This is a genomic window from Shewanella alkalitolerans, assembly GCF_019457575.1.
Classification (GTDB): domain Bacteria; phylum Pseudomonadota; class Gammaproteobacteria; order Enterobacterales; family Shewanellaceae; genus Shewanella; species Shewanella loihica.
Genome location: NZ_CP080422.1, coordinates 2,271,239 through 2,297,345 on the forward strand (window position 1 = coordinate 2,271,239; position 26,107 = coordinate 2,297,345).

The 26,107-nt window shown below is 50.6% G+C and carries 22 protein-coding genes and 3 tRNA genes; 13 read left to right on the forward strand and 12 right to left on the reverse strand.

Features of this window, described 5'->3' with window-relative positions:
• The first annotated feature begins 1 nt into the window (after position 1).
• The 6 genes from K0J45_RS10140 (at position 2) to ttcA (ending at position 6,166) form a co-directional block, all read left to right on the forward strand.
• On the forward strand, positions 2 to 2,425 hold the full coding sequence (locus K0J45_RS10140) for a heavy metal translocating P-type ATPase (RefSeq protein WP_220042480.1): 2,424 nt from the start codon (positions 2 to 4) through the stop codon (positions 2,423 to 2,425).
• Entirely contained in the window at positions 2,422 to 2,607 is a 186-nt protein-coding gene (gene ccoS, locus K0J45_RS10145) for a cbb3-type cytochrome oxidase assembly protein CcoS (protein WP_220042481.1), read from the forward strand. The genes K0J45_RS10140 and ccoS overlap by 4 nt, the downstream gene beginning before the upstream one ends.
• Positions 2,604 to 3,296, forward strand: a complete 693-nt coding sequence (locus K0J45_RS10150) for a sulfite exporter TauE/SafE family protein (RefSeq protein WP_220042482.1) — start codon at positions 2,604 to 2,606, stop codon at positions 3,294 to 3,296. The genes ccoS and K0J45_RS10150 overlap by 4 nt, the downstream gene beginning before the upstream one ends.
• A gap of 55 nt (positions 3,297 to 3,351) precedes the next feature.
• On the forward strand, positions 3,352 to 4,101 hold the full coding sequence (gene etrA / locus K0J45_RS10155) for an electron transport transcriptional regulator EtrA (protein WP_011865791.1): 750 nt from the start codon (positions 3,352 to 3,354) through the stop codon (positions 4,099 to 4,101).
• Between the two features lie 94 nt (positions 4,102 to 4,195).
• The gene (uspE, locus tag K0J45_RS10160) at positions 4,196 to 5,128 is read left to right on the forward strand and encodes a universal stress protein UspE (RefSeq protein ID WP_220042483.1); all 933 of its coding nucleotides are present in this window, start codon (positions 4,196 to 4,198) and stop codon (positions 5,126 to 5,128) included.
• 84 nt (positions 5,129 to 5,212) lie between these two features.
• Positions 5,213 to 6,166, forward strand: coding sequence for a tRNA 2-thiocytidine(32) synthetase TtcA (ttcA, locus tag K0J45_RS10165; RefSeq protein WP_220042484.1), 954 nt, complete (start codon positions 5,213 to 5,215; stop codon positions 6,164 to 6,166).
• Positions 6,167 to 6,247: 81 nt separating this feature from the next.
• On the opposite strand, the gene K0J45_RS10170 is transcribed toward ttcA, so the two are convergent.
• Both K0J45_RS10170 and K0J45_RS10175 read right to left on the reverse strand, forming a co-directional pair.
• Positions 6,248 to 6,871, reverse strand: coding sequence for a DUF2987 domain-containing protein (locus K0J45_RS10170; protein WP_220042485.1), 624 nt, complete (start codon positions 6,869 to 6,871; stop codon positions 6,248 to 6,250).
• Complete coding sequence (locus tag K0J45_RS10175) at positions 6,849 to 7,676, reverse strand: glucosaminidase domain-containing protein (RefSeq protein WP_186300539.1); 828 nt, start codon at positions 7,674 to 7,676, stop codon at positions 6,849 to 6,851. The genes K0J45_RS10170 and K0J45_RS10175 overlap by 23 nt, the downstream gene beginning before the upstream one ends.
• A 135-nt stretch (positions 7,677 to 7,811) precedes the next feature.
• Between K0J45_RS10175 and yvcK the strand changes: the two genes are divergently transcribed.
• Positions 7,812 to 8,723: a uridine diphosphate-N-acetylglucosamine-binding protein YvcK gene (gene yvcK / locus K0J45_RS10180; protein WP_220042486.1), complete on the forward strand. Its 912-nt coding sequence runs from the start codon at positions 7,812 to 7,814 to the stop codon at positions 8,721 to 8,723.
• 62 nt (positions 8,724 to 8,785) lie between these two features.
• Here yvcK and K0J45_RS10185 read toward each other — a convergent pair whose 3' ends face one another.
• From K0J45_RS10185 to K0J45_RS10205, 5 genes are all read right to left on the reverse strand, one after another.
• A complete protein-coding gene (locus K0J45_RS10185; protein ID WP_220042487.1) occupies positions 8,786 to 9,979 on the reverse strand; it encodes an amino acid aminotransferase in 1,194 nt (397 codons plus the stop codon).
• Positions 9,980 to 10,374: 395 nt separating this feature from the next.
• A tRNA-Leu gene (locus tag K0J45_RS10190) sits at positions 10,375 to 10,461 on the reverse strand.
• A gap of 38 nt (positions 10,462 to 10,499) precedes the next feature.
• A tRNA-Cys gene (locus tag K0J45_RS10195) sits at positions 10,500 to 10,573 on the reverse strand.
• Between the two features lie 35 nt (positions 10,574 to 10,608).
• A tRNA-Gly gene (locus K0J45_RS10200) sits at positions 10,609 to 10,684 on the reverse strand.
• 233 nt (positions 10,685 to 10,917) lie between these two features.
• On the reverse strand, positions 10,918 to 12,354 hold the full coding sequence (locus K0J45_RS10205; RefSeq protein WP_011865798.1) for a glyceraldehyde-3-phosphate dehydrogenase: 1,437 nt from the start codon (positions 12,352 to 12,354) through the stop codon (positions 10,918 to 10,920).
• A gap of 203 nt (positions 12,355 to 12,557) precedes the next feature.
• On the opposite strand from K0J45_RS10205, the gene K0J45_RS10210 reads away from it, so the two are divergent.
• On the forward strand, positions 12,558 to 13,397 hold the full coding sequence (locus K0J45_RS10210) for a DUF2989 domain-containing protein (RefSeq protein ID WP_350355015.1): 840 nt from the start codon (positions 12,558 to 12,560) through the stop codon (positions 13,395 to 13,397).
• Between the two features lie 211 nt (positions 13,398 to 13,608).
• Entirely contained in the window at positions 13,609 to 14,619 is a 1,011-nt protein-coding gene (gap, locus tag K0J45_RS10215) for a type I glyceraldehyde-3-phosphate dehydrogenase (RefSeq protein WP_011865800.1), read from the forward strand.
• Positions 14,620 to 14,750: 131 nt separating this feature from the next.
• On the opposite strand, the gene K0J45_RS10220 is transcribed toward gap, so the two are convergent.
• The 4 genes from K0J45_RS10220 to K0J45_RS10235 form a co-directional block, all read right to left on the reverse strand.
• On the reverse strand, positions 14,751 to 15,083 hold the full coding sequence (locus K0J45_RS10220; protein ID WP_220042488.1) for a hypothetical protein: 333 nt from the start codon (positions 15,081 to 15,083) through the stop codon (positions 14,751 to 14,753).
• A gap of 202 nt (positions 15,084 to 15,285) precedes the next feature.
• On the reverse strand, positions 15,286 to 15,561 hold the full coding sequence (locus K0J45_RS10225) for a hypothetical protein (protein ID WP_011865802.1): 276 nt from the start codon (positions 15,559 to 15,561) through the stop codon (positions 15,286 to 15,288).
• Positions 15,562 to 15,675: 114 nt separating this feature from the next.
• Positions 15,676 to 17,007, reverse strand: a complete 1,332-nt coding sequence (locus K0J45_RS10230) for an NAD(P)/FAD-dependent oxidoreductase (RefSeq protein ID WP_220042489.1) — start codon at positions 17,005 to 17,007, stop codon at positions 15,676 to 15,678.
• Positions 17,008 to 17,067: 60 nt separating this feature from the next.
• Positions 17,068 to 17,634: a GNAT family N-acetyltransferase gene (locus K0J45_RS10235; RefSeq protein WP_220042490.1), complete on the reverse strand. Its 567-nt coding sequence runs from the start codon at positions 17,632 to 17,634 to the stop codon at positions 17,068 to 17,070.
• 121 nt (positions 17,635 to 17,755) lie between these two features.
• On the opposite strand from K0J45_RS10235, the gene K0J45_RS10240 reads away from it, so the two are divergent.
• A complete protein-coding gene (locus tag K0J45_RS10240) occupies positions 17,756 to 18,835 on the forward strand; it encodes a hypothetical protein (protein WP_220042491.1) in 1,080 nt (359 codons plus the stop codon).
• A 104-nt stretch (positions 18,836 to 18,939) separates the two neighbouring features.
• Here the strand turns inward: K0J45_RS10240 and K0J45_RS10245 are convergent, their stop codons facing one another.
• On the reverse strand, positions 18,940 to 19,635 hold the full coding sequence (locus K0J45_RS10245) for an SDR family oxidoreductase (RefSeq protein ID WP_220042492.1): 696 nt from the start codon (positions 19,633 to 19,635) through the stop codon (positions 18,940 to 18,942).
• A gap of 235 nt (positions 19,636 to 19,870) precedes the next feature.
• On the opposite strand from K0J45_RS10245, the gene K0J45_RS10250 reads away from it, so the two are divergent.
• The 3 genes from K0J45_RS10250 to K0J45_RS10260 all read left to right on the forward strand — a co-directional run bounded on the left by K0J45_RS10250 (position 19,871) and on the right by K0J45_RS10260 (position 25,967).
• A complete protein-coding gene (locus tag K0J45_RS10250) occupies positions 19,871 to 20,980 on the forward strand; it encodes an ecdysteroid 22-kinase family protein (RefSeq protein ID WP_258406667.1) in 1,110 nt (369 codons plus the stop codon).
• A 610-nt stretch (positions 20,981 to 21,590) separates the two neighbouring features.
• The gene (locus K0J45_RS10255; protein WP_220042493.1) at positions 21,591 to 22,778 is read left to right on the forward strand and encodes an efflux RND transporter periplasmic adaptor subunit; all 1,188 of its coding nucleotides are present in this window, start codon (positions 21,591 to 21,593) and stop codon (positions 22,776 to 22,778) included.
• A gap of 6 nt (positions 22,779 to 22,784) precedes the next feature.
• Entirely contained in the window at positions 22,785 to 25,967 is a 3,183-nt protein-coding gene (locus K0J45_RS10260; RefSeq protein ID WP_220042494.1) for an efflux RND transporter permease subunit, read from the forward strand.
• Positions 25,968 to 26,107 lie beyond the last annotated feature (140 nt).

The following is a 26,107-nucleotide window of genomic DNA, read 5'->3' on the forward strand; positions in this document are numbered from 1 at the left end:
TATGGATGCGTTAAACTGCTTTCATTGCGGCGAGCCGGTAACCACCGGCCGCCAATTCGAGACCCTTATCGACAATGTCCCTCAGCCCATGTGTTGCCCCGGATGCCAGGCGGTATCTGCCGCCATCATAGAGGCGGGACTGACCAACTATTATAAGTATCGCACCGAGCCAGGCAGCAAGCAGACGGCGCTGGTGCCCGAAGCCCTTAACGCCTTTTCCGCCTTCGATCTTAAAGAGGTGCAGCAGGACTTTGTGCATCAAGACGTGCATAAAGACAAACAGAGTGCCAGCACCTCTCTAACCATAGATGGCATTACCTGCGCGGCCTGCGCCTGGTTGATCGAACATAAGCTTCAGCATCTCGACGGCATCAACAAGATAGCAGTCAACACCACCACAGAGCGGGCTCAGGTCAGCTGGAATCCGGAAAAACTCAAACTGTCAGAGATCCTGGCACAGATCAGCCGTATCGGCTATCAAGCCGCTCCCTATCAGGTGGATGACGAAGAGATCCAGAGCAAGAAGAACAGTCGTAAGTTCCTGCTCAGACTCGGCCTGGCAGGCTTTGCCACCATGCAGGTGATGATGTTTGCCCTGGCGCTCTACTCTGATTACTTTACCGATCTCGACGTGGAGTTCAGGGACTATTTTCGCTGGGTCAGCATGATCTTCGCAGCGCCCGTGGTCTTCTATTCGGCGCAGCCCTTCTATTTTAGCGCCGTGCGCGCCATGTTATCCGGCCGGCTCAACATGGACGTGTCTGTGTCCATCGCCATCTGCGGCGCCTATATCGCCAGCTGTATCGCTACGGTATCTGGCCAGGGCGAAGTCTATTTCGAATCCGTCAGCATGTTTACCTTCTTCCTGCTGCTGGGACGCTATTTCGAGCAAAATGCGCGGCAGAAGGCCTCGATTAGCTCCAATAACCTGCACAAATTGATCCCGCTCACCGCCAACTTGCTCGATAAAGATGGCATCCAGACCGAAGTCCCCGCTAAGCGTCTCAAGGTTGGTGACCTCATTATGGTTAAGCCCGGTGAGGTGATCGCCGCCGATGGCGATATCATCGAGGGGATGAGCAGCGTCAATGAGGCCATGCTTACTGGCGAGCAGATGCCGGTGACCAAGAATATCACCAGCCAGGTGTATGCGGGCACCATCAACGTGGATCACCCGATAAAGGTGCAAGTCACCGCGACCGGGCAAGACCAATTGGTCGCCGAAATCATTCGCCTGCAAGAGGCGGCATCGAACAACAAGCCAAAGGTGGCGCTCTACGTCGATACTATCTCCAACTATTTCACCTGGACCATCTTAGTGGTTGCCGCCCTCACCTATCTGGTATGGAAGCACTATTGGCCGGATGATGCCTTTTGGGTCACGCTTTCCGTCTTGGTCGCTACCTGCCCCTGCGCCCTGGCATTGGCGACACCGACTGCGGTGACCTGCGCTACCGGCCTCTTTACCAGGCTTGGGGTGGTTGCTCGCCGCCCGGGTGTGTTTGAGAAACTACCCAAAGTCGATCAGGTGGTGTTTGATAAGACGGGCACTCTCACCTGCGGCAGCCTCACGCTGCGCGAGACTAAGAAATTTACTCAGCGTTTTAACCAAGATGCCTCTCTCGATGTGCTGGCCATCGCCGCCGCCATGGAGTCGCATTCGATTCATCCCATCGCTAAAGCGTTTGCGCCTTACTACCAGACTGGCTATCGCTTGGATGAGAGTCAGTATGTCGCCGGTGCGGGCGTGCAGGCTAAGGTCAATGGCACCCGCTATTTCCTCGGCAGCGCGGATTTTATTCGCCAAAACACAGGTCTTACCGCTATCGACGGCCAGCACAGCGTCTATCTTGCCGATAACGATGCGCTACTTGCCGGCTTTACCCTGAGCGATACGGAGCGAGAAGATGCTAAGGCAACTCTGGCAACCCTCAAAGAGATGGGCTTTGCCACCTGTATCGCTAGTGGTGATACCAGTGAACACGTAGAGCAAGTTGCCAAAGAAGTTGGCATAGAAAACTTACACAAAGGCCTCAAGCCTCAAGATAAACTTAAACTTATCAATCAGCTAAAAGATGAAGGTAAGCAGGTTGTCATGTTCGGCGATGGTGTAAACGATGCGCCGGTTCTGGCAGGTGCCAATCTATCGGTAGCCATGGGCAGCGGCGCGGACATCGCCAAAAACAGCGCCGATCTTATCCTGCTCGGCGATCAACTATCCCGCTTTCCTCAGGCGGTTCGCATCGCCAAGATGACCGAGCAGATCATCAGACAAAACCTGATCTGGGCGCTTGGCTATAACCTGCTAATCATTCCTTTAGCGGTAACTGGACACGTGTTACCCTACATTGCCGCCATAGGTATGTCGGCCAGCTCATTAATTGTTGTCGCCAATAGCCTCAGACTACTAAAGGTTCGTTTATGAGTATTATCTATGTCTTGATCCCTATCGCCATGCTGTTCGTGCTGGTCGCCGTAGGCATCTTCTTCTGGGCGGTTAAATCTGAACAGTTTGACGATCTCGACAGGCAGAGCGTGTCTATCCTGTTCGATGACGACATCAAACAGAAGCCAAGTGAGTCCAGCGATGAGTCGACGCCGCGTTGATCGACTTTAGCATTACCGGCGCCTTCCTCGTCGGCCTGATGGGCGCAGGCCATTGCATAGGCATGTGTGGTGGCCTGGTGGGGGCCTTCTCCCAGCAGCTACCAAGAAAGGCCAGCGACAATATCCTGCTGAGTCAGCTGCAGTTTATCCTGAGTTATAACCTGGGCCGTATTCTCAGTTACACCCTGGCAGGTGCCCTAGTTGGCGGCTCGGCAAGCCTGCTCAGTACCCTCTTCAGTATTGATGCTTACCTGATTGGCATGCGGGTGTTTGCTGGTGTGATGATGATAGTCACCGGCCTCTATATCGCGCAGATCTGGTCTGGGGTGGTGCAGATTGAGCGCGTGGGGAAATTATTGTGGCGCTTCATCGGTCCTATTGCGAATAAGTTGTTACCGATAACAGATTTAAAACAAGCCTTTGCGGCAGGTCTACTATGGGGATGGCTGCCCTGTGGCTTGGTCTATAGCACACTTACCTGGGCGGTCGCGGCAAACTCGGCGCAGCAAGGGGCGATGATCATGGCCGCCTTCGGTCTAGGCACCCTGCCGGCGCTGGTCAGTGTCGGCATCGCCGCGCGCTACTTTGCCCAGCTAGTACAGGCACGAAAAGTAAGGCTTATCAGTGGCTTAATCTTAGTAAGCTTTGGCATACACACTTTGTATATTGCATTTGCGCAGCTAGGCTAGCTGTGACTATTAAATTAGTTTAACATAAGCCTAATTGTGAAATTCGAGAGAGATTATGACAGATAATATTAAAAGTCGTCGTTCGGCTGTACCCGGATGCGCCATTCATTGTCATGACTGCAGCATGGGTACTTTGTGTATCCCTTTCACGTTGAATAACAACGAGCTAGATCAGCTTGATGACATTATTGAACGTAAGAAACCGATACAAAAAGGCGAGCAAATATTTAAGTCTGGCGACTCGTTAAAATCTCTCTATGCGATTCGCTCGGGTACCATCAAGAGCTACACCATTACCGAACAGGGTGATGAGCAGATCACTGGCTTTCACCTAGCCGGTGACGTGATAGGTTTCGATGGCATTCACTCTCAGATCCACCAGAGTTTTGCCCAGGCACTAGAGACCTCTATGGTATGTGAAATTCCTTTCGATACCTTAGACGAACTCTCAGGCACCATGCCTAAGCTCAGACAGCAGATCATGCGTCTGATGAGCAACGAGATCCAAAGCGATCAAGAGATGATCTTGCTACTTAGTAAGAAGAACGCCGAGGAGCGTCTAGCGGCATTTATCAGTAATTTGGCCAGCCGTTTCGGCAGCCGTGGTTTCTCGCCCAAAGAGTTCCGCCTCACCATGACACGCGGTGATATTGGTAACTATCTTGGTTTAACCGTTGAAACCATCAGCCGTCTCCTGGGACGCTTCCAAAAAGCAGAATTGATCGAGGTAAAAGGAAAGTACATTACCATCGTCGATTTTGACTCGCTCAACAAGTTAGCCGGTAACAACAAGATAGGCCGCTAATTAGCCGATTTTCTGGGCAAATTTGATCTAAAACAAGGCAATTTGCCCTATATCGCTCATTATTTAAGTACCACCTCAGATAAAGGAAGAATCTATGAAGGACTATCATAAGATCCTTGTTGTAGTGGATCCAACAAGCGACAAGCAATCTGCCCTCGCCAGAGCCGTCGAACTAGCCTCTAAAAACCAAGCGTCAATCACCGTTTTTCTCTCTATTTTCGATTTTTCCTACGAGATGACCTCTATCCTGTCGGGTCATGAGCGTGAGGCCATGCGCCAAGGCGTGATTGCCCAGCGAAGAGCCTGGCTAGACGATATCCTCGCCGGCTACAAAGATAGCGGCGTTGCCATCGACAGCGAAGTGATCTGGCACAATCGCCCCTTCGAGAGCATCATCCTACACGCCATCGAAGGTAGCTATGATCTGATCGTTAAAGGCACCCACGAACACGACAAACTCAAGTCGGTGATCTTTACCCCGACCGATTGGCACCTGATGCGTAAAGCGCCGGTACCTGTGCTCTTGGTGAAAGAACATGACTGGCCAGTGGCCGGTAAGATCCTGTGCGCCATCAACGTGGCCTCGGAAGATGACGATCATCAAACCCTTAACGGTAAGATCATCGAACATGCTCTGGATCTGGCCAAGAAGTTCGATGCTCAGGTACATCTGGTGAATGGTTACCCTGGTACCCCAGTTAACCTGGCCATCGAGTTACCTGACTTTGACGCGCACACCTATAGCGAAACCATTCGCATGCAGCATGAGCAGCGCGTCTGTTACCTTGCCAGCAACTATGGTATCTCCAGTGACTTCTGCCATATCAAGGAAGGTCTGCCTGAGGATGTGATCCCTGAGCTTGCCGAGCAACTGGATGCCGAGCTGGTGATCTTAGGTACCGTAGGTCGCACCGGTTTCTCGGCGGCGCTAATCGGTAACACCGCTGAGCATGTGATCGACAGCATCAACTGCGACCTGCTGGCAATTAAGCCCGACGGCTATAAGTCACCGTTAGAAGAGGAATGATCGCCTTAGGCCATCTTCTTTAGCCCCATTTTTTAAGCTATACTACGCGCCCAGAATTTTACGATACTAGGCGCGTTTTTTATTATGTCTGAAGAAACCCTCTCAAAGAAACAGATAACTCGGCTAAACAAGCTACAAAAGCGCCTAAGGCGCGAAGTCGGTAGTGCCATCGCCGATTACAACATGATTGAAGAGGGCGACACCGTCATGTGCTGTCTTTCCGGCGGCAAAGACAGTTATGCCATGCTGGATATCCTGGTCAATCTGCAGCAGAGAGCGCCGGTTAACTTTAACCTGGTAGCCGTCAACCTGGATCAGAAACAGCCCGGTTTCCCAGAAGATATTCTGCCGGCTTACTTAGATAGCCTAAAGGTGCCTTACCATATCCTCGAGAAGGACACCTACTCTATCGTTAAAGATAAGATCCCCGAAGGCAAGACTACCTGCTCGCTCTGCAGTCGTCTGCGTCGTGGTACCTTGTACGGTTTTGCCCAGAAGATTGGCGCCACCAAGATTGCCCTGGGCCATCACAGAGACGACATCATAGAAACCATGTTCCTCAACATGTTCTACGCCGGTAAGCTCAAGGCGATGCCACCCAAGCTGCTCTCAGATGATGGCGCTAACGTAGTGATCCGTCCCCTCGCCTACAGCCGCGAGAAAGATATCGCCGAATATGCCGAGTTAAAGGCGTTTCCTATCATCCCTTGTAACCTATGCGGCTCACAGGAAAACCTTAAGCGTGCGGCGGTCAAAGAGATGCTCAAGAGCTGGGATAAGCAGTTCCCGGGCCGTATCGAAACTATCTTCACCGCGATGCAAAATACCAGCCCGTCACAGGGCGTCGACCGAGACCAGTTTGATTTCATCTCTTTGAAGCAAGATCCAGATGCACCGATGAAAGGTGATGTTGCCGAGTCGGACCTGCCGGCGTTCGATTTCCTCGACTTGGCCAACAGCGGTCATATCGATCTCGATGCAGCTAAACGCAGCAGTGACCTGCTCAAAATTGATGTGGTGAGCACCTATACGCCGTAGGCGCGTATCTCAGATATAAAAAAGCCCTCAAGTTGAGGGCTTTTTTATTATTCAGTCATCGCGACCAATGATGCGCTTAGATTAGGAGCTTTTCACCCAAGGACTGACCACCTTAGGCGTCTCGCTAAAACTTATATTAGTTAGCGCACTTATTTCATCACTTGCTAAGCGATAGATGCCGTCAACCTGCTGCGCCTTACCATCGATCGTCACTTGCGCCTTACCCGCAAACTCAAAGCTGACCCCGGCAATATCCTCGGCAAAATATTTCATCGGAAAGCCCTGCATCTGCTTGAGCAACTCATCCATCTGGGTTGCCAGCTCGCTAACTGCTGCCTGGCTATATTCGCTCGATGGTGACTTGGCGCGGATCTGCATGGCGACACCGCAACGGGTAGCATCATTTTTCATCTGCAGATTGATCAGGGCACGCTCGGACTTTAGGGTCTCATCGAACGGAATATACAGACGTTGGTCGTTGGAGATCGTCAGTGGATAATCGCGCTTCTCCGTGGTGATTGAGCCACTCTCGATAACACAGCCGTTCGCCTTAGGGACGGAAAAGGCGATATCGATAAGCGAATAGTTGCCTTTGTTCATCTGCTTCATTCTTTGATAGAAGCCCTGATATTCGAGAGAGATGGGCGTTGCCTGAACAACACTCGTTGCCAGAAGCAGGCAACTACACAGCAGGCCTTTGTTCATGATTTTCCACCAAAAATTGATTGTTATGACGTAGCATATCAAGCAGCTCTTCAACATAAGCTTCTTGACGCTCTGAGTAATTCATTAAGCCGTACACCAACTTCTCGGCGCTGACCGGTTGATTCTGCGCCCTTAAATCGGCGCGAATGGCGCGCAGCAGCGAATAAGCCGCATTCGAATTGAGGTTACGCATATAGGAGCCCACCGAGTCTTCGACGCTCTTAAAGACGGCCACCTCATGGCTTAGCCCTTCGCTTCGCGATTGCGGCACCAGACCGCAGCCCTTCTTAAAGCACCATTGGCCAAAGAAGTTCATCCCTTCTCTGGCAAAACGGCTACTGCCCCAACCTGTCTCGTTAGCCGCCTGAATGAGAACTAAGTCTTCGGGAATGGTATCGACCCGTGTTAATAGCTCATCCAGGGACTCCAGGGTAGCTGTGCGCATCGAATACTGGTATTTGCTCGCAAGCTGTAAGATACGATAGTCCTCGGCCTCGGACAGTGGCTGTTGGTTAGCTAGGTGAGCGCGAGATTGTTCCAGGAACTTGCGCTCATCGCTAATCACCGCATTGTGATGCCTGATAGCCGGGCGCAGGAAATCGAAGAAGGCCTGCTTTTTCATACCGACATCGCCGATCGCCTGAAAATCTGGGATGGCACTAAACTGACTGCGGTTTTTCAAAATCGTCCCCGGCGCTTGGTCTGGCTCGGTTTTGCGCTCAATCAAGAATAGCTTTACCGCCAATACCGCCAGCGCAACAATCCCTAGGGATAGTATCAACTTGTTGATGTGACCTGTTCTCAAATGCTTCGCTCTTATTATGAGTTCATGGGCGGCATTATATGTCATCTGCGCGATGAACAAAACCGCTATACCTAGGGGGGGAATTGGTTATAATGACCGGCAGGTAAATGGGGATTCAGGAAGGAAATACCCGAAATGCGCGATTGTGCCATCAATCAATATCAACATGTCGTCGCCATCGGCGGAGGCCACGGACTGGGCCGAGTCTTATCCTCTCTCTCATTTCTCGGCCCTAAACTGACGGGCATAGTCGCGACCACAGATAACGGTGGTTCTACCGGACGACTACGCCAGCAGCAAGACTGCATCGCCTGGGGCGATCTGCGTAATTGCCTGTCGCAACTCGCCAGCCGCCCTTCCGTCGGCTCACTACTGTTTGAATATCGATTCGGCGGTAACAGTGAACTTGCTAATCACAATCTGGGGAACCTGGTGCTGATGGCGCTGGACGACCTTTGTGTACGGCCGTTAGATGCGGTCAATCTGATCCGCAAGCTGCTCAACATTGAGACCAAGGTGATCCCCATGTCGGAGCAGCCTACCCATCTGGTCGCCATTCAGTCATGTGGTAATCGTATCTTCGGCGAAGTCGAGGTAGACCAGAAGTGTGAAGATCCCATCGCCCTATCGCTGGAACCTATGGTGGATGCCACCCTCGAGGCCTGTGAGGCGGTTCGTCAAGCCGATCTCATCATCTTAGGCCCAGGAAGTTTTTTGACCAGTATCATGCCGCCACTCCTGCTACCTAAGCTAGCTGAGGCGCTACATGCCTCTAAGGCGAAAGTATTTCTGATCGATAACCTCACCCAGGAGCCCTCGGCCGCGGCAAACTTCAGCCTGGAGAAACGTCTTAGCTGGTTTAAACAGGTGATGGGCAATAAAGCCGTCGATCATGTGCTTTGTCACGGTGACAGATATCTCACCACAGGCATAGTCACTCACTACCCGCTACGTAGTCGCCACCATCAGGCGCTCCATGACAGAGCGGCGCTGGCAGACGCTTTGTCTCTCATCGTTGAGCCCCAAGCGCTCGACGCACTGGCATAAAAAAACGCCACGTTATTGCTAGCGTGGCGTCTTTGTTAATCGTGTTTTACCTATTATGAAGGTTACAGCACCTGTGCTATCGCGCGGCAGATGGTATCCATGTTAGCACGGGTCATGCCGGCAACACTGATGCGGCCCGAACCTACGATATAGACGCCAAACTCCTCTTTCAGGCGTGCCACCTGCTCCTTATTAAGACCAGAGAAGCTAAACATGCCGTTTTGCGCCGAGATAAAGCTGAAATCTTGCTCGACGCCCTGCTCAGATAATGTCTTAACGAACAGTACGCGCATCTCTGCGATACGCTCGCGCATCTGTGTCAGCTCTTCTTCCCATAACTTGCGAAGCTCAGCGTCACCGAGAATGGTCGCCACAATCAATGCACCATGTGCCGGTGGATTAGAATAGCTGCTGCGAATGGTGCTCTTGATCTGGCTAAAGGCACGTTTGGCCGTCTCTTCGTTTTCGGCGACTAGGGTCACGGCGCCGATACGCTCATTATAGAGACCAAAGTTTTTCGAAAATGAGTTAGCCACCAAGAGTTCAGGTACTTTGCTCGCGACCAGACGCAAACCCTGAGCGTCTTCTTCTACGCCGGCACCGAAACCTTGATAGGCGAAGTCAAACAAGGGGATCAGGCCTTTGTCGACACAAAGCTGGGCAATCACTTCCCACTGACTGATGTTAAGATCGATACCCGTTGGGTTATGGCAGCAGCCATGCAGCAGGAGTAGATCGCCGCTGTTGGCCTGCTCCAGGCTGGTAAGCATGGCATCGAAGTCGATATCGTGACTGGCGGCATCATAATAACCATATTGCTTAACGGTTAGACCGGCAGACTGGAAAATGTTGTTGTGGTTTGCCCAGGTTGGATTGCTCACCCAAACGGTGCGCGAATCGGTATTACGTACCACGAACTCGGCAGCCATTCTCAGCGAACCTGTACCGCCCGGCGCCTGCGCCGTTACCGCACGTTTCTCACTCATCACGGCGTGGTCTGTGCCGAACAACAAGCCTTGTACCGCTTGGTTATAGGCAGTTACGCCATCGATACCCAGGTAACTCTTGCTGGTTTCGGTTTCCAGCAGTTTTTGCTCGGCTAACTTAACTGACTTGAGGATCGGCGTCTGTCCAGACTCATCCTTATAGATGCCAACACCTAAATTAACCTTATCTGCGCGAGGATCGGCCTTAAAAGCATCGGTAAGACCTAAAATGGGATCTGCGGGGGCCAGTACAACCTGGTTAAATATCATGGTGGTGTTCCTAAACGTCGATATAAGAAGGGGTTCGGGGCTAGTTATACCACTGTCTTATCGCCCTTCAAAGCGGATATTTTTCTATATCAATATTTTTCTTATCCCGCCCTAGCTTTCCTGATTTTTAAAGGGTCAAAGCGTAATTCTTTTAGATATTATCGAAAGATATGAGCAAAATTTAGCAGATCCCTTAAGATGAGATCTCGCTCACATTAGCTTTATTCAGAGGAGTAGACTTACACACTTACACTTGCTGATGATAAGAACCGTGTTGGAGTGCTGACATTAAATGGAACGTTAACTCTAAGGTTAGATAAGTAAGTGGTTGCCCAAATACAACGAAGCCCCACTTGTTAGCGAGGCTCTTTTCAATCATATTCTTTTGATAATGATGGTACCCGAGGACGGACTTGAACCGTCACGCTGTTACCAGCGAGGGATTTTAAATCCCTTGTGTCTACCGATTCCACCACTCGGGCCTAGTGTGTTTTATCGTGATTTACGTTAAAACGAAAAGTGGAGGCGCGACCCGGAGTCGAACCGAGATCGACGGATTTGCAATCCGCAGCATAGCCATTCTGCCATCGCGCCTTTATCTGAAGCGGTTTACGGTTTGACCGTAAATTTGGAGCGACATATCGGGTTCGAACCGATGACCTATACCTTGGCAAGGTATCGCTCTACCAACTGAGCTAATGTCGCATCTGAAACGCTTGCCAGCCAAGTGCCCTATCGAGCTTTCCCCTGACTGCGGAAAGGAATTCTACCGATTTACCTAAAAGTGTCAACGTCTATTTATGGCTTTAACAAGGTTTGTTGCATCAACTGCTGCATTAATCACCTTTGCGACTCTTTGTTAAGCATATTCAACTTCTTATGGATAAAAAAACGCCCCGGTAATTACCGAGGCGTTTAGACTTATCTAGCGGTTAAGATTAAGCGGCAGGTAGAGACTGGTAGTTTAGACCCAGCATCTTCTGCATTACGCCAACAACCTGGCAGCTATAACCGAACTCGTTATCGTACCATACATAAAGAATGGCGCGGTTACCCTCGGCAATGGTCGCCTGTGAATCGACAACACCCGCGTAGCGAGAACCAACCAGATCAGAAGAAACGATTTCTGTTGACTCGGTGAAGTCAACTTGGTTTTGCAGCTCAGAACATAGCGCTACGTTACGTAGGTACTCGTTCATGTCTTCTTTGCTGGTTTCGCCATTCAGGTTCAGGCTGATGATCGCCATAGACACGTTTGGTGTAGGCACGCGAATCGCATTACCGGTTAGCTTACCAGCAAGCACTGGCAGTGCCTTGGCAACAGCCTTGGCCGCTCCAGTTTCGGTGATCACCATGTTCAGCGGTGCGCTGCGACCACGACGATCCGCTTTGTGGTAGTTATCGATCAGGTTTTGATCGTTAGTGTATGAGTGAATCGTTTCAACGTGACCGTTGACGATGCCATACTTGTCGTTGACCGCCTTCAGTACTGGCGTGATGGCGTTAGTCGTACAACTTGCCGCCGAGACGATAGTGTCTTCATCCAGGATATCGTTTTCGTTAACGCCGTAAACGATGTTCTTAATTGCGCCCTTGGCCGGTGCAGTCAGCAGCACCTTAGAGGCGCCGTTACATCTTAGGTGCAGTCCCAGACCATCTTCATCTTTCCAGATACCTGTGTTATCGACCACCAGCGCATTGTTGATGCCGTAACGCGTGTAATCCACTTCATCTGGAGAGTTGGCGTAGATCACCTGAATATAGGTGCCGTTAGCGATAATAGCGTTGTTCTCTTCATCGACTTCTACTGAGCCGTTGAATGGGCCGTGTACCGAGTCACGACGCAGCAGGCTGGCGCGCTTCTCGAGATCGCCCTTACGACCGCCGCGCAGAACAATAGCGCGAAGACGCAACTTGTTGCTCACACCCGTTCTTTCAATCAGTAGACGCGCAAGCAGACGACCGATACGGCCGAAACCGTATAGCACTACATCGCGTGCTTCTTGGTTGTCTTCATGATCGATTGCCGAAGCCAGCTCTTGTGACATGTAGGCTTCGATCTGGCTCGCATCCTTATGTTCGCGCCAGTAGTTAACCGCTAATTTACCGATATCAACTTTACATTGCTTCACCGCTAGTTTGCTTAGTGCCTCAACAAACGGGAAACTTTCGCGTAATCTGAGTTTGTCACCCACATGACGACGCACTAAACGGTGTGACTTAATGATCTCGATAGTGGAAGCATTAAGAAGTGGCTTACCGTATAGAACGACTTCTACACCTTGGTTACGATATAACTTACCAAGTAGAGGCTGCATCGCCTCCGCCATTTCGAAACGTTCTTGCCAGCTTTGTAGGTGTTTATCAGCGGTCATTTACAGATCCTTTATCTCACTTTTACTACATTTATTGTAGAAATGATTGAGTAACAAAAAGAAAAGACCAATACTCTATTATTATCGGACGTCAATCCTGTTATTGGTCGGCGCCATTGTAATGAAAAGTGAGCCTGCGATCTAGTAAGATATTTTCTCTAACCGTGTAATTTTATTAGATAAAATCCTAAGGAGACACGCTTTTGAGATTAAATTTTGTAATCATTACACCAATTATGTCTCTTTTGGCGCTTTTCAGCCTGTTTGGCTGTGATAATGCTGCTAATACCGCCACGATTTGTAAAAATAATCCTGAGCTTTGCGACGATCTACATCGTGATAGCTGGTGTCGATATGAGCGAGCCGACCTGATCCAGAAGCGTTACACCCTTAAAAACACCCCCTCGCCCACCGGCAAGCAGATTTATCAGCATCTGATCAATCTGGAAAACTACAGTAAATGTATCGAACTGGCCGCTGGCGTGCAGCACATCATGCACCCAGAGCGCACCAACGATAGGGTGCGAGCCTTCGGCATCAGCGCCCAGAACCTGGCGCAGCTGAGAGAGACGACCAAGGACAACCCGGATCTCTATCTCTCCTATTATCACTGGATCCGTCTGAATGACCAGGCGGCCCTGTCTCGCGTAATAAAGGCACAACAGGCAGGCAGCGTAAAAGATCTCGAGATCCTGGCCAGTCTCGCCTCTTATTACCAGAAGTCGGATCTCGATAAGGCCAAGGCGCTCTACCTACAACTGTTAGACAGTGCCGATCCGGACAGCTTTAATCCCGACTGGCTATTAGGCCTTGCCAGCATCTACCACCAGCAAAACGATCTGGAAAAAACCTACCTTTTCTCAAAAGCCAACGTATTGATGACGCGCAACACGGCATCCGATGCCAAAATGAACGCCTTAATCAATGGCAACCAGCAACTGGCGCATTTTTTAGATGAACAAGCCGATACCTTAGTGGAACATCTGAAAAACGGTGACTACGCTTCTAGTGAGATCCGCGCTCAGTTAAATGCCTCGTCTTAATTGAGCCATTCTCCTTGCTGGCAAAATGTTTGCCACTAGTATTTTTTTTACAGAAATCGGCTCGGTTTTTGTAAAAAATCTGATCTTTGTAAAGAAAACAGCAAATTTGTTAAGCTAACTAGCCAATAAAACCCGATATTGCTTGACGATAGCTGTCAATTTGGTAATTTTACTACCATATATTTTTATACATTTACCTGAGGGATATGAGATGACTATCCGCGTAGCAATTAACGGCTATGGCCGTATCGGTAGAAACGTACTTCGCGCACTTTATGAAAGCGAAAAGCAGTACCCCATCCAAATCGTTGCCATCAACGATCTGGGTGATGCTTCAATCAACGCTCACCTGACTAAGTACGACTCTGTACACGGTCGCTTTAACGCCAAAGTTGAGCATGATGACGAAGCCATCTACGTCAACGAAGACAAGATCAAAACTTTCTCTGAGCGTGACCCAGCTAAACTGCCTTGGGCCGAGCTTGAAGTCGATGTTGTGTTCGAATGTACCGGTATCTTCACTTCTAAAGAAGCGGTTCAGCCACACCTAAACGCTGGCGCGAAGAAAGTGATCATCTCTGCACCGGGTAAGAACGTTGACGCGACTGTTGTTTACGGCGTAAACAACGATGTGATCACCTCTGACATGACTGTGATCTCTAACGCTTCTTGTACCACCAACTGTCTGGCGCCTTTCGCTAAGCCGCTGAACGACGAGATTGGTATCGAATCGGGTCTGATGACCACTATCCACGCTTACACTAACGACCAGCGTCTATCTGACGTTTATCACACAGACCTACGCCGCGCTCGTGCCGCTGCTATGTCTATGATCCCTACTAAGACTGGTGCTGCTGCAGCCGTTGGTCTAGTGGTACCTGAGCTGGCTGGTAAGTTCGACGGTATGGCAGTACGTGTACCTACAGTAAACGTATCTCTGGTGGATCTCTCCTTCGTTGCCGCGCGCGACACCACAGTTGAAGAGATCAACGCCATCATCGAGAAGGCTGCAAGTGTTGCACCTATGAGTGAAGTGCTGTCGGTAAACAAAGAGCCATTGGTTTCTATCGACTTCAACCACAACCCATTCTCATCTAACTTCGACGCGACACAGACCCGTGTAAATGGTCGTCTGGTTAAAGTGATGGCATGGTACGACAACGAATGGGGCTTCAGTAACCGTATGCTAGACAACGCAGTTGCGCTGATGACTGCTAAGTAAGCAAAGTTTTATTTGAGTTACATTCATAAAAAAGGAGCCCAAATGGCTCCTTTTTTGTATCCGTCTTTCAACTTCTTTTTCTGTTTTATCGTATGGTTTAGTGTGGTTTTCTTATTGTGATTTTAATCGTCTTACACAGTGCGCGCCATGGCATCGTCCAGGCTCGCTATCCCCTGTGAAAGATACCCAAGTAAAATGTCTGTCTCTGCACTGCTAAGATCAGCCGACAGCACATAGCGATAGAGTTCGAGTAATCGACTCTTATAGGAAAGGAGCTGCTTAACACTGATAGCGCCGGGTAAGAGGTAATGCTCCGCCAGGCAATCTGTGACCCGCAGGCAATCGCTCTGAATAAGACGCTTGATAAAATAGGCTCGGCTATTGGCGGCGTGCAATGCCCCGGCCTGCGCCGCTGGAATATGTTTAAGCTGTGCTTGGAGCCTTGGGGTGGCATTTGCTTGCATAGTGAACCTCTTAAGCCTGACACTTATTTCGTTTCACTATTATATTGGCCACAAACTGAACAGCGGCTTACCCGAAATGGATTAATCAGCTTTTAAATCAGTTCAGGCGCCAAATCTTAAACTAAATCCGCCGAACCTTGCCGTCTATCGTGCGCTATCGTCTCAAATTGCACTAAGCACATAGCACGCACATGGCATCAAGCTAGAAACGTTTGATACGCACCACTTTCATCACTTCGAAATCGAAGCCCGCAACGGTTTCGGTTTCGGGGTAATAGGTCATATTCACCTTGTGTCCCTGTAGGCTGCGGTACTTCTTGGTACGGCGAAACTTAAAGGGGGCGTCACAACCTTCTATGGTTACCGTATGTTGCACCCATTCATCAATCTCTCTCTGGGTATGGGATAAAATTTTCACGCCCTCTGAATGCACCAGTTTCTGATGTTTATCGAGCATCTTATCTACAACATGTTTCATAGCGGGTAACCTTTATCGATGAGTTCTAACCTGTTTAAAAAAACGACAGTAGAAAATTATAGAACATCTCATCGGCTTTGCGTGTGGTTGAGCTATGGTATCAAAAATTCAGCCCTAACTGTACCTGTCCCTGAGCCAAGCATATTGATAATAGGCACTTTGTCCTAAGCGTCGCAGTCGCGCGAAGGGAAACTTAGGCAGTGGTGATTGGTAAAGCGGCAGCTCAGGCAAGCGCTCGCCGGCAATATGCTGCGCCAGGCGATAGGCAGCCTGGGCCGAGAAGGCGACACCTGAGCCGCAATAGCCCAGACTGTAACCCATATTTCCCTGACTAAATACATGGGGCATATCATCTAAGGCGGCAGCGATCCATCCGGTCCAGTTATGATCAACTGTTACTTCGGCAAGCGCCGGGAAACAATCGGCCATAGCGCTCTTTAAACGCTCGCCATAGCGAGGATCGCTGGCATCGGCGCCGCTTATCGCGCCGCGGCCACCAAACAGCAATCGATTATCGCTAAGCAGGCGATAGTAGTACTTGAGCCTGCGGGTATCCATAACCACCTGATGCGTCTTAAGGCCCGTCGCCTCAAGTTGCGCATCAGTGAGAGGCGCAGTCACTATGATGTTACTCAGTATGGGCAGGTAGCGATTATCAACCGCTTGATTAAAACGTTTAGGCGTATAGGCGTTACCGGCACTGACAACCTGCTTTGCGATCAGTTCTCCCTTATCGGTTATGAGTCTATGATGAGGTCCCTCCTTTAACCACTGCCGCACGCAGCTATTTTCATGCAAGGAAACGCCAAGGGATTGCACCACGCGCTTATAGCCCAAGCAGAGTTTTAGGGGGTTTACACCGAAACCATCGTTAAGGCGCAGCGCGCCATAGGCTTGATGGTTGTCCATGTAGCTCTCTTTAAGCTCACTGGGCGTGAGAAACTGGGCATCATCGCCGAGATGTTCGGCGATGAAGTCGGCCGCTCCCTTTAATGTGCTATAGGCCTTGGCGTTGTGCGCTATCTTCAGATAGCCCTTGGGCTGAGCATCGCAGGCAATCTCATGCTGTTCAATCAAGTGCTCGACGCGGCGCACCGCGCTCGTGAACTCACCATAGATCCCTTTTGTGGTCTCCATGCCCCACTTCTTGGCCATCTGACTATAGCCCATACGTCCAGAGCCTTTGAGTACGAAACCCGCATTGCGGCCGCTGGCGCCAAAGCCTATCTGATTCGCCTCTAACACCCTGGCCTCAATATTAAACTCGCTGGCAAGATAATAGGCGGTCAGCAAACCAGTAAAGCCTCCACCAACGATGGCTACATCGGTTTGCATCCGGCCGCTGAGAGCTGGCAAGAGTGCAGGACGAGAGACGGTCGTCGCCCAGTAAGAGTCTGGCCAAGGCTGACCATCGGGAAAGTCATTGAGTAAAGGATCGTAGGACATAATGTTTAGGACTTATAGAAAGTGATGACGTATAAGGTTATGGCTGGTCGATTCCCTAAGCTAGAAAGTCAGGATCATCTCGCAGGCGACGCAATGACATTCGCTGCCACACAGCACGCAGATATAGTCGGGATGATCTGGATTATTGTTCCAGCGCTCAGGATGTTCCTTGATAAGCTTGCCTCCAGCCTTAGTAAAGTAGCCCACGGCTGAGTTATCTGGGCTCTGTTTCCAGAGATGGCTAACGCCAGCCAAGGCGCCTTGGGCCTTACAGGTTTCAATCGAGCTTTCAAGCAGGGCCTTACCTATGCCGAGCCCCCTAGCCTCCTCGGCGACCGTATTACATTTAAAATAACAGCAATGTTCGGGTGCAACAGGCCAAAGCGCTGGCGAGCACCAGCGATCCAGCGACCAATTGCCCGGTGCGTAGGTAAGCCGAAAGCCGACTAACTCACCTTTTAAGTAGGCAACAAAGTTTCCATTGAGGCCAGATTTTAAAGCCTTATGCTGCATCTCGCTAAGCATCTGCTCATCGAGATAGCCATCGCCATGCACCAGATTACCAAGGGCGATGACTCTCTCAAAATCTTCCTGCGCTAAGGGTCTTAACTCTACTTGGCTACTCATCGCCTTACTCGTTTGTTTACCTTAAATTAACCTCAAGGTAACATAAAAACCCTTAAATGAAGTAAGGATGCGATTAAGCGCATATTTCTTGAACAATCCCAAATCATAATGGAGTCATTGGGTGAATATAGATTTCTCAAAACCTGCGCTGGAAGACAAACTCAACCGGATCACTTCGATACCACAAAGATTCAACCAGGGCCTCAAGAACCTGTGGCAACGTCTCACCCTGCCACAAAGGCTCTACCTGCTGGCTGCGCTGCTGCTGATGAGCGAGCATTTAGGCTTAGTGGCAATCATTACCACAATTGCCCTCACCCTGGAGTTTTGGCCTCTGTTTGAGCGTATCTGGCACTCGCTCGCCGGTAAGGCGGTATTGCTGCTCTTCTACGCTATCGTGGCCAACTATGCTCTGGCAATGGCTGGTGCTATTGTCAACGAGGTGGTGGGCGTACCGGCAACGCATTTTAACTACACCCACAACTTCGCCATCTTGCTGCTTCTGCCCGCATGGATCTTGGGTATCAGCGCCATCGGACTATTGTTTGTGCAGCTGTTGATGCCTTTCTATCTCATGATCGCCCTGGTGTTAAAACCCGTTGGTATCAAGCTATTTTCCCTTACCGGCAACAGTCATTACCGTTTCACCACTTTGATGGTCAGATTCGTCCTCTCCTTGGTCTTGCTCTATCATTTGATCTTGCTAATCGGTGATGTGGAGGAGAGAGTGGAATCGGCGCTAAACGATTTAAAGACCATTGAGGAATCGGTAAAGGGAGAGTCGAACAAAGGTCAAGACAAGCAGCTAACCGCAAACACAGATGAGGTAGCCGCCAATTTAGAAATGAAGGCGCAACCCAGCGCTGAAGTGTCAGAGAAGGATGAGGCGTTATCAAACGCCGAAACTGCCCAAGAAAAGCGAGATGATCAACAAACTCGCCAAGCAGAGAGCGAGGCATCGTTAGCGAAAGAATACGCCTCGCTACGTCACGCCTATCAGGGTGAGATCCGCGAGTTAATCGCGGAGTTTGCCTACCGTCTCGAGGCCGATAGCCGCTCTCGTTGTGAAAAGAGTGAGAATGCCAACGTGGTCGAGCTCAACGACTATGAAATTCTCGAGGTGGTGCCAGACAATACGGCAAAATACCGTTATCGCTTTACGGTAAGAAAATGTATTTCACCAGCCTTTCCGGCCAAATAGGCTAAATACTTCGCTTGGGCGTTAGCCATAGGCCGTTAATAAAAGTCCGTAAATAAAAGTCCGTTAATCATAGCGCCCAAGCCAGTAACCAATTGTCTTAACTGCTACCAAGGGATCTGCTGGCCATCGAAGTTTAAAAACTGGCCTGACTGAGTTGCGTTCAGGTTTTCGATACATCTAGCCATCTGATCTACAGCCTCATTTACTGTGATCAGCGCGTTGGGCCCGCCCATGTCTGTCTGTACCCAACCAGGATGAAACGCTAGGCAGTAGATCTCCTCGCTACTCAAGTCGATAGCCAGGCTCTTAAGCGCAGCGTTGAGTCCCGCCTTTGATGACCGATAGAGATAGCTGCCACCACTCTGGTTATCCTCTATGCTCCCCATCTTTGAGGAGATACAGATCACCTTGGCATTAGTCGCCTTTTGCAACATGGGATAGCAGATCTGAGTCACCATGATGGGGGCTATGGTATTAACCGCAAGCACCTTTTGCCACTCTGCCGCCCTAAGCTGACCGAAACCTATCCCCTTAGGGCCATAGTAGCCGGCGTTATTGATCAAAATATCGATGGCCGCGTCATTTAAATGCTGGGGTAAGGCGTGCACAGAGGCATCATCGGTGACGTCCAGCTGAATAATATTGAGCTTGGCATGGATCTCCGCCAGTTGGATCAAGGCACTTGCTTGAGCGGGCTGCCGGCAACAGGCACTCACTCTATCGCCTTTAGCCAGATAATGCCTGACAAAGCCTAAGCCTATCCCGCGATTTGCCCCTGTGATCACCACATGCTTTGTCATAACAACTCCCTACATCATCAATAGTTAACAACAAGAATCATAACCTAAGGTTCGATGTTTTGCCTGTTTTACCCATCTTTGCACATCTATAAGCCCTGGATATGCAAAGGGCTAAACCTGCAAGTCGACAAGCCGCCTTTCCTCGGTTTTTATTGTCTGCGACAATAGGGACAAATTGATGACAACCTATGTCATGCCAGCATGCCTGTCAGTGACTAGCTAGGAATCCTCTATCTTGAATATTGAGCAACTGCTTTGCGAAACACTCTCATGCGCAAAAGTCATGAAACTAGGTAAACTGCAGACCCTTTGGAGTGGCTATGGCGAGATAGCTCGCTTTATGGTGCATTACCTGCCCGAAAGACAGCATGACAGCTCCCGTGATGATTTAATTAACAGGGCTACTTCGCAAACTGTCATCGTTAAGCATATCGCGCCGCCAACACAGAGCAGTCATCCCCACCAATGGGACACAGAAGTCTCTCATCAACGCAAGATGCGCTCTTATCAGGTAGAGCTCAATTGGTATCGCGACTTCGCTCGCCGTTGCCAGGAAGTGCTTAACCTCCCCCAACTTCTAGCGACAGATCAAGATACTGAGACCCAAGAGATGTTGCTCGTCATGAGTGACCTCGACGCTCAAGGGTTTGATCAACGCCGCCTCAACCTGACCCAGGCCGAGCTTTACGCATGCATAGAATGGCTGGCCCGTTTTCATGCATTATTTGCCTTTGAATGTGCCTATGAATTCGCCTATGACGCTTCACCAAAAGACGATACGTCAGAAAAGGAACTTCAAAATGCAGCGCCGTGCGCAGGCCTTTGGCCAATCGGCACCTACTGGCACCTGGCAACCCGGCCCGATGAGCTTGAAGTTATGGCGCATTCGCCTTTGAAACACGCCGCAGACGCGATCGACGCTAGACTCAATCTAGCCAGGTTTCAAACCTTAGTTCATGGCGATGCTAAGGTTGCCAACTTCTGCTTTCACAAAGAGATAGAGACCTTAGGCGTTGACGGTGTAGCGGCGTTAGATTTTCAATATGTCGGCGCCGGCATTGGCGTAAAAGACGTTATCTATCTGCTGGGCAGCTGCCTGGACGAGGCTCAGTTGGTGACTAATTATGACGCTGTCTGTAGCCACTATTTTAAGTCCCTCAAACAGCAGCTTTCTGGTCGTTGGGCAGCTGAGCAAATTGAGGCTTTGGTAACTGAATGGAATGATCTACTTCCCTTTGCGTGGGCCGACTTTGAGCGTTTCCTCGCTGGCTGGCAGCCAGAGCATCATAAGCGCAACGGCTTTAGCCAAGATATGACTCAGAGAGCGCTAAATGCGCTCGGCTAAGTGCGATAGCTAAGCCCATTGTCTAAGTCCAATGCTAGTGTCCAATGTCTAAGATTGTTGTATAAGTTTATTGGTTAAAGGCTGTTTATTTAAGGCGACTGATTTAAGACGACCGATTTAAGACGATTAGTAGAGCCATCGAGTCGATGTTGGTCAGCATCAGCAAGCGCCTCCCCCGCCCCCAAAGCTGGCCTCTAATGACTGAATCCCCAAGGCGTCCAAGAGGCCCGAAAACAGCGGGCAAATCGTACTAAAAGGGCTACAATCATACTAAGAGAGTGCTCGATATACGCAAACGGGTGAGTACCCAAATGTGCTATCTAAGTTAGCCAATAACGCGGCATCACACTCTCTTTCTTTTGCCTGTGTCTTTCGGCTCTATCTTGCCTAATCTTTTACCTTTCTCGCGACCTTGTTCTGGTGCATTTGCGCCTCAGGCGAAAATTACTAATACCCCTTACAACGCAAATTACATACCTGTTTACATTTAAGCGCTTTAACAAATTACCCATTTCGATAACATTTACCCTGCAAAAAAATCTTTCGCCTAAGTATAAAAGCGTTTTTTTTAATAAATTTATTATCTTAGCTCCAACAAGAGGAAGTGTTTGTGGCTACCGTAAAACAGTTCGTATTGCCCATCGCCGTGCTAGTGCTCGGGGGCGGCACCTTTGCCGTGCTAGCATCGATGAAAAAACCACCAGAAGAGAAACCTGTCGTTGACAATACGCCCGTCGTGGCCGTCGAGATTATCGACAAGGAGCCCATGACCTTTACCGTAAACTCCTACGGTATCGTCAACGCCAAGTATGAAACTGACCTTGTGTCTCAGGTTACCGGAGAGATCGTCTACCTCAGCGACGCTTTCGTTCGCGGTGGCTTCGTGAAGAAAGGCCAGATACTGGCAAAGATAGATCCCAGCGATTACGAGGCCGCACTTATCGATGCCAAGGCCACGGTCGCCAGTGCAAAGGCAACTCTGGTACAAGAAAAAGCCTATGGCAAGGTGGCCGCCGAAGAGTGGAAACGAATCGAAAACGGCACCCCTACCGAGCTCAGCCTGCGTAAACCCCAGCTGGCTCAAGAAGTTGCCCGCCTCAATTCATCTGAAGCGGGCCTCAAGCGCGCGACCCGTAATCTCGAACGCACTGTGATCAAGGCGCCCTATGATGCCTTGATCGAGAGTCGCCATATAGGTTTGGGCTCATACGTCTCCGCCGGTACCCAAGTGGGTAAGCTGCTTAGCACGGAAAAAGCCGAGATCCGCCTTCCCCTGCCCGATAAGGAGATACGTTACCTCGACAACAAGGGCCTGGGTGCTCAAGTCATGGTCAAGGGAAACTTTGCCGGTGAGAACACCGCCTGGAAGGGTCAGATAGTGCGCAGCGAAGGCGTTATCGACAATCGTAGCCGCATGACCTATCTGGTGGCCGAAGTGATCGATCCCTATGGGCTGAAGGACAACAAGCAGCCGCTGAGATATGGCAGCTATATCACGGCGCAGATCCACGGCTCGCAAGCCCAGGATGTCACCACCATCGCTAGACACCTGGTGGTTAACGACAAGGTCGCCATCATGACGCCTGAAAACACCCTGGCATTTAAATCGGTAGATATACTGCGTCAGCAAGGCACCCAGGTAGTTATCGGTGACGGGTTAGATGATGGCATGCGCCTCATCACCTCGGCGCTGGATTACCCCATCGAAGGGATGAAACTCGCCCTGGCCGATGACAAGCAGACGCCGATACAAGATGAAACCGTCGCCGAACAACTGGCCATGGAAGACAAGGAGTAAGGGCGAATGCCAGATCTAAATAAAGGCATGATCGCCTGGTTTGCCCGCAACAGCGTGGCGGCGAACCTGCTAATGATCATCATCATTATTGGCGGACTGCTGACCGCCAGCACCATACGCAAACAGTTTTTTCCCCAGACGGAGACCAACTGGGTCGAGTTCAGCGCCTTCTATCCCGGGGCCGCACCCCAAGAGGTAGAAGAAGGGATCACCATCAAGGTCGAGGAAGCCCTGGAGCGGGTACAAGGCCTAAAGCGGGTTATCACCTATTCGAACCGTAACTCGGCATCGGGCTATTTTCGTATCGAAGACTCCTACGACCCTCAGGTGGTCTTGGATGAGATCAAATCTGAGATCGATTCTATATCGAGTTTCCCCGATGGCATGGAACGACCGCGGGTTGAGCGGATCAAGAATCGACAGGAGGTGTTTTATATCAGCCTCTATGGCGATCTGCCGCCAAAGCAGCTCAAAGAGTTCGGCGAGAAGATCCACGATGAGTTGATGCAGTTGCCGCTGGTGAACATCACAGAGTTTTATGGCGGACTGGACTATGAGATGTCTATCGAGGTCAGCAAGGATAAGCTGCGCGAATACAACCTCTCCTTCAACGATGTCGCCAAGGCGGTTCGCGGTTATTCACGCAACATGTCGGCCGGCCAAATCAAGGCCGAAAACGGTTACATCAGCCTGAGGGTGCAAAACCAAGCCTATGTCGGCTACGAGTTTGAGAATCTGCCGCTGATCACCCTAGAAGATGGCACCAAGTTGCTGCTTGGCGATGTGGCCAATGTGGTCGACGGTTTCGAAGAGGGGATTCAATACTCCAAGTTCAACGGTAAGAACTCGGTGACTTTCTTCGTGGGTGCATCAAACGATCAGAGCATGACGGATGTCGCTAAGGTAGTGAACCAATACGTCGAAGATAAACAGGCCTCACTGCCCCAGGGATTGAACCTGGAGACCTGGGTCGATATGACCTATTACCTGCAGGGCCGTCTTGATCTTATGCTTGACAGCATGAAGAGCGGCGCCATCTTGGTGTTTATCATGCTGGCCCTCTTCCTGCGTGTTCGCCTCGCCTTTTGGGTGATGATGGGGCTGCCGGTCTGCTTCTTAGGCACGCTGCTACTGATGCCGACCGCCATGATAGATGTCACCATCAACGTGATCAGTCTGTTCGCCTTCATCCTAGTACTGGGGATAGTGGTCGACGATGCCATCGTCATGGGTGAGAGCGCCCATACCGAGTGTGAAGAGAAAGGCCAGAGCATAGATAATGTGATCCGCGGCGTGAAGAAAGTAGCCATGCCCGCGACCTTCGGCGTGTTGACCACCATTGCCGCCTTCCTGCCCATCACCATGGACGATGGTCCCTCTTCGGCCTTCGGCCAGTCGATCGGCTATGTGGTGATCTTGTGTCTACTGTTCTCGCTGGTGGAATCTAAGCTCATCCTGCCGGCGCACTTAGCCAAGATGAAACATAAAACCCAGGTTAAGCCGGGCTCGAAAAATCCCATCAACCTGCTGCGTATCGGGGTGAACTACCTACAGGATAAGGTGGACAGTGGACTGCAATTTGTGATCTATCGTCTGTACAAGCCCTCACTGACACTGTCGGTGAAATACAGATACATGATCATTGCCCTGTTCATCTCCTTAATTCTGGTCTGCGCCGGCCTCTATTCCGGCGGGATCCTGCGCTATGTGGGACAACCTAAGATCCCCCATGATTTCCCGCGCATCAGCGTTGAGATGAACCTGGACTCATCAGAGCAAGCGACCCTGTCTGCCGCATTGGCGATCGAGGCGGCGCTGCATAAGGTCGATGATCAGCTGGAACAAGAGTTTGGCCAACGAATGATTGCCGACATGCAGGTCGATCTTCAAGGCAGAACCCGTGCCCAGGTAATGACTAAGCTGGTGACCCCAGAACTAAGGCCCTTAGATACCTTTGCCCTCGCCGAACGCTGGCGTGCAGCTATGCCACAGATCCCAGGGGTGAAGTCCTTCAATATTCAGGATAACCTCTTCGGTGGCGGCCGAGACGATGGCGACATCAGCTTCCGTCTCGAAGGCAAAGACGAGGCACAACTCATCGCCGCGGCTAAGGTGCTAAAGGCTAAGCTTAACAGCCTGCAGGGCGTTGGCGATGTCAACGACAGCCGCCAGTCCAGCGCCAAAGAGGTGCAATTTAGCCTCAAGCCGCTGGCCAATAGCGTCGGCCTTACCCTTGCCGATGTCGCCTCTCAGGTCAGCGCCAGCTTCTACGGTCTCGAGGCCCAGCGTATTTTACGTAACGGCGAGGAGATCAAGGTGATGCTGCGCTATCCCGAGGAGCAGCGTAACTCCATCGCCCATGTGACCGAGGTGATGATCCTCACGCCACAGGGCGCAGAGATCCCGCTCTCAGAGGTCGCCGAGATCCAGGTGACGCAAGGGGTCAGCGGTATCCGGCGTGAAAACGGCAACCGGACCATCAACGTCTGGGCCTCGGTGGACGCCTCTCAGGCGGAGCCATTTAAGCTAGCCCAGGACATTCGTGATAACTTTATCCCCGAGCTGCTGCGTCAGTATCCTAGGGTGAAGAGCGAGGTAGCAGGTAACATTCAGGAGCAGATCGACAGCGCTAATACCCAGATGCGTAACTTCATCATCTCGCTGCTGGTGATCTATAGCCTGTTGGCCGTGCCGCTTAAGTCCTATGTGCAGCCAATGATGATCATGTCGGTGATCCCCTTTGGCATCATAGGCTCAGTGCTTGGCCACATGCTACTTGGGATAGACCTAAGCGCCCTCTCCCTCTTCGGCATCATTGCCGCCGCCGGGGTGGTGGTGAATGACTCCTTGGTGATGGTGGATTACATCAACCGCGCCCGACTGGCCGGTATCAGCATGAAGGTTGCAGTGATTGAGGCAGGTTGTCGTCGTTTCAGGGCAATTCTGCTCACCTCGCTGACCACCTTTATCGGCCTGGTACCCATCATGAGCGAGACCAGCATGCAGGCGCAGATGGTGATCCCTATGGCGGTATCGCTCGCCTTCGGTGTACTGTTCGCCACTATAGTGACTCTGGTACTCATTCCATGTCTCTATGTGGCGATCGAAGATACCAAGTCTGTGTTTAGTTGGATATACAACCGAATTGCCGGCGTTAAGGTGAACCAGCCTGTGATTTCAGAGCAGTAGTCGAATACCACTCGCTGAAACAGAAAAAGCCCGCGTAACAGCGGGCTTTTTTTACAACCAAGCTCTTCTCCAGCGCCAGAAGGCTTTGGAACCTTGATTCAAACATTCTTTGAAAATAAAAAAAGAAACGAAAAAAGGCT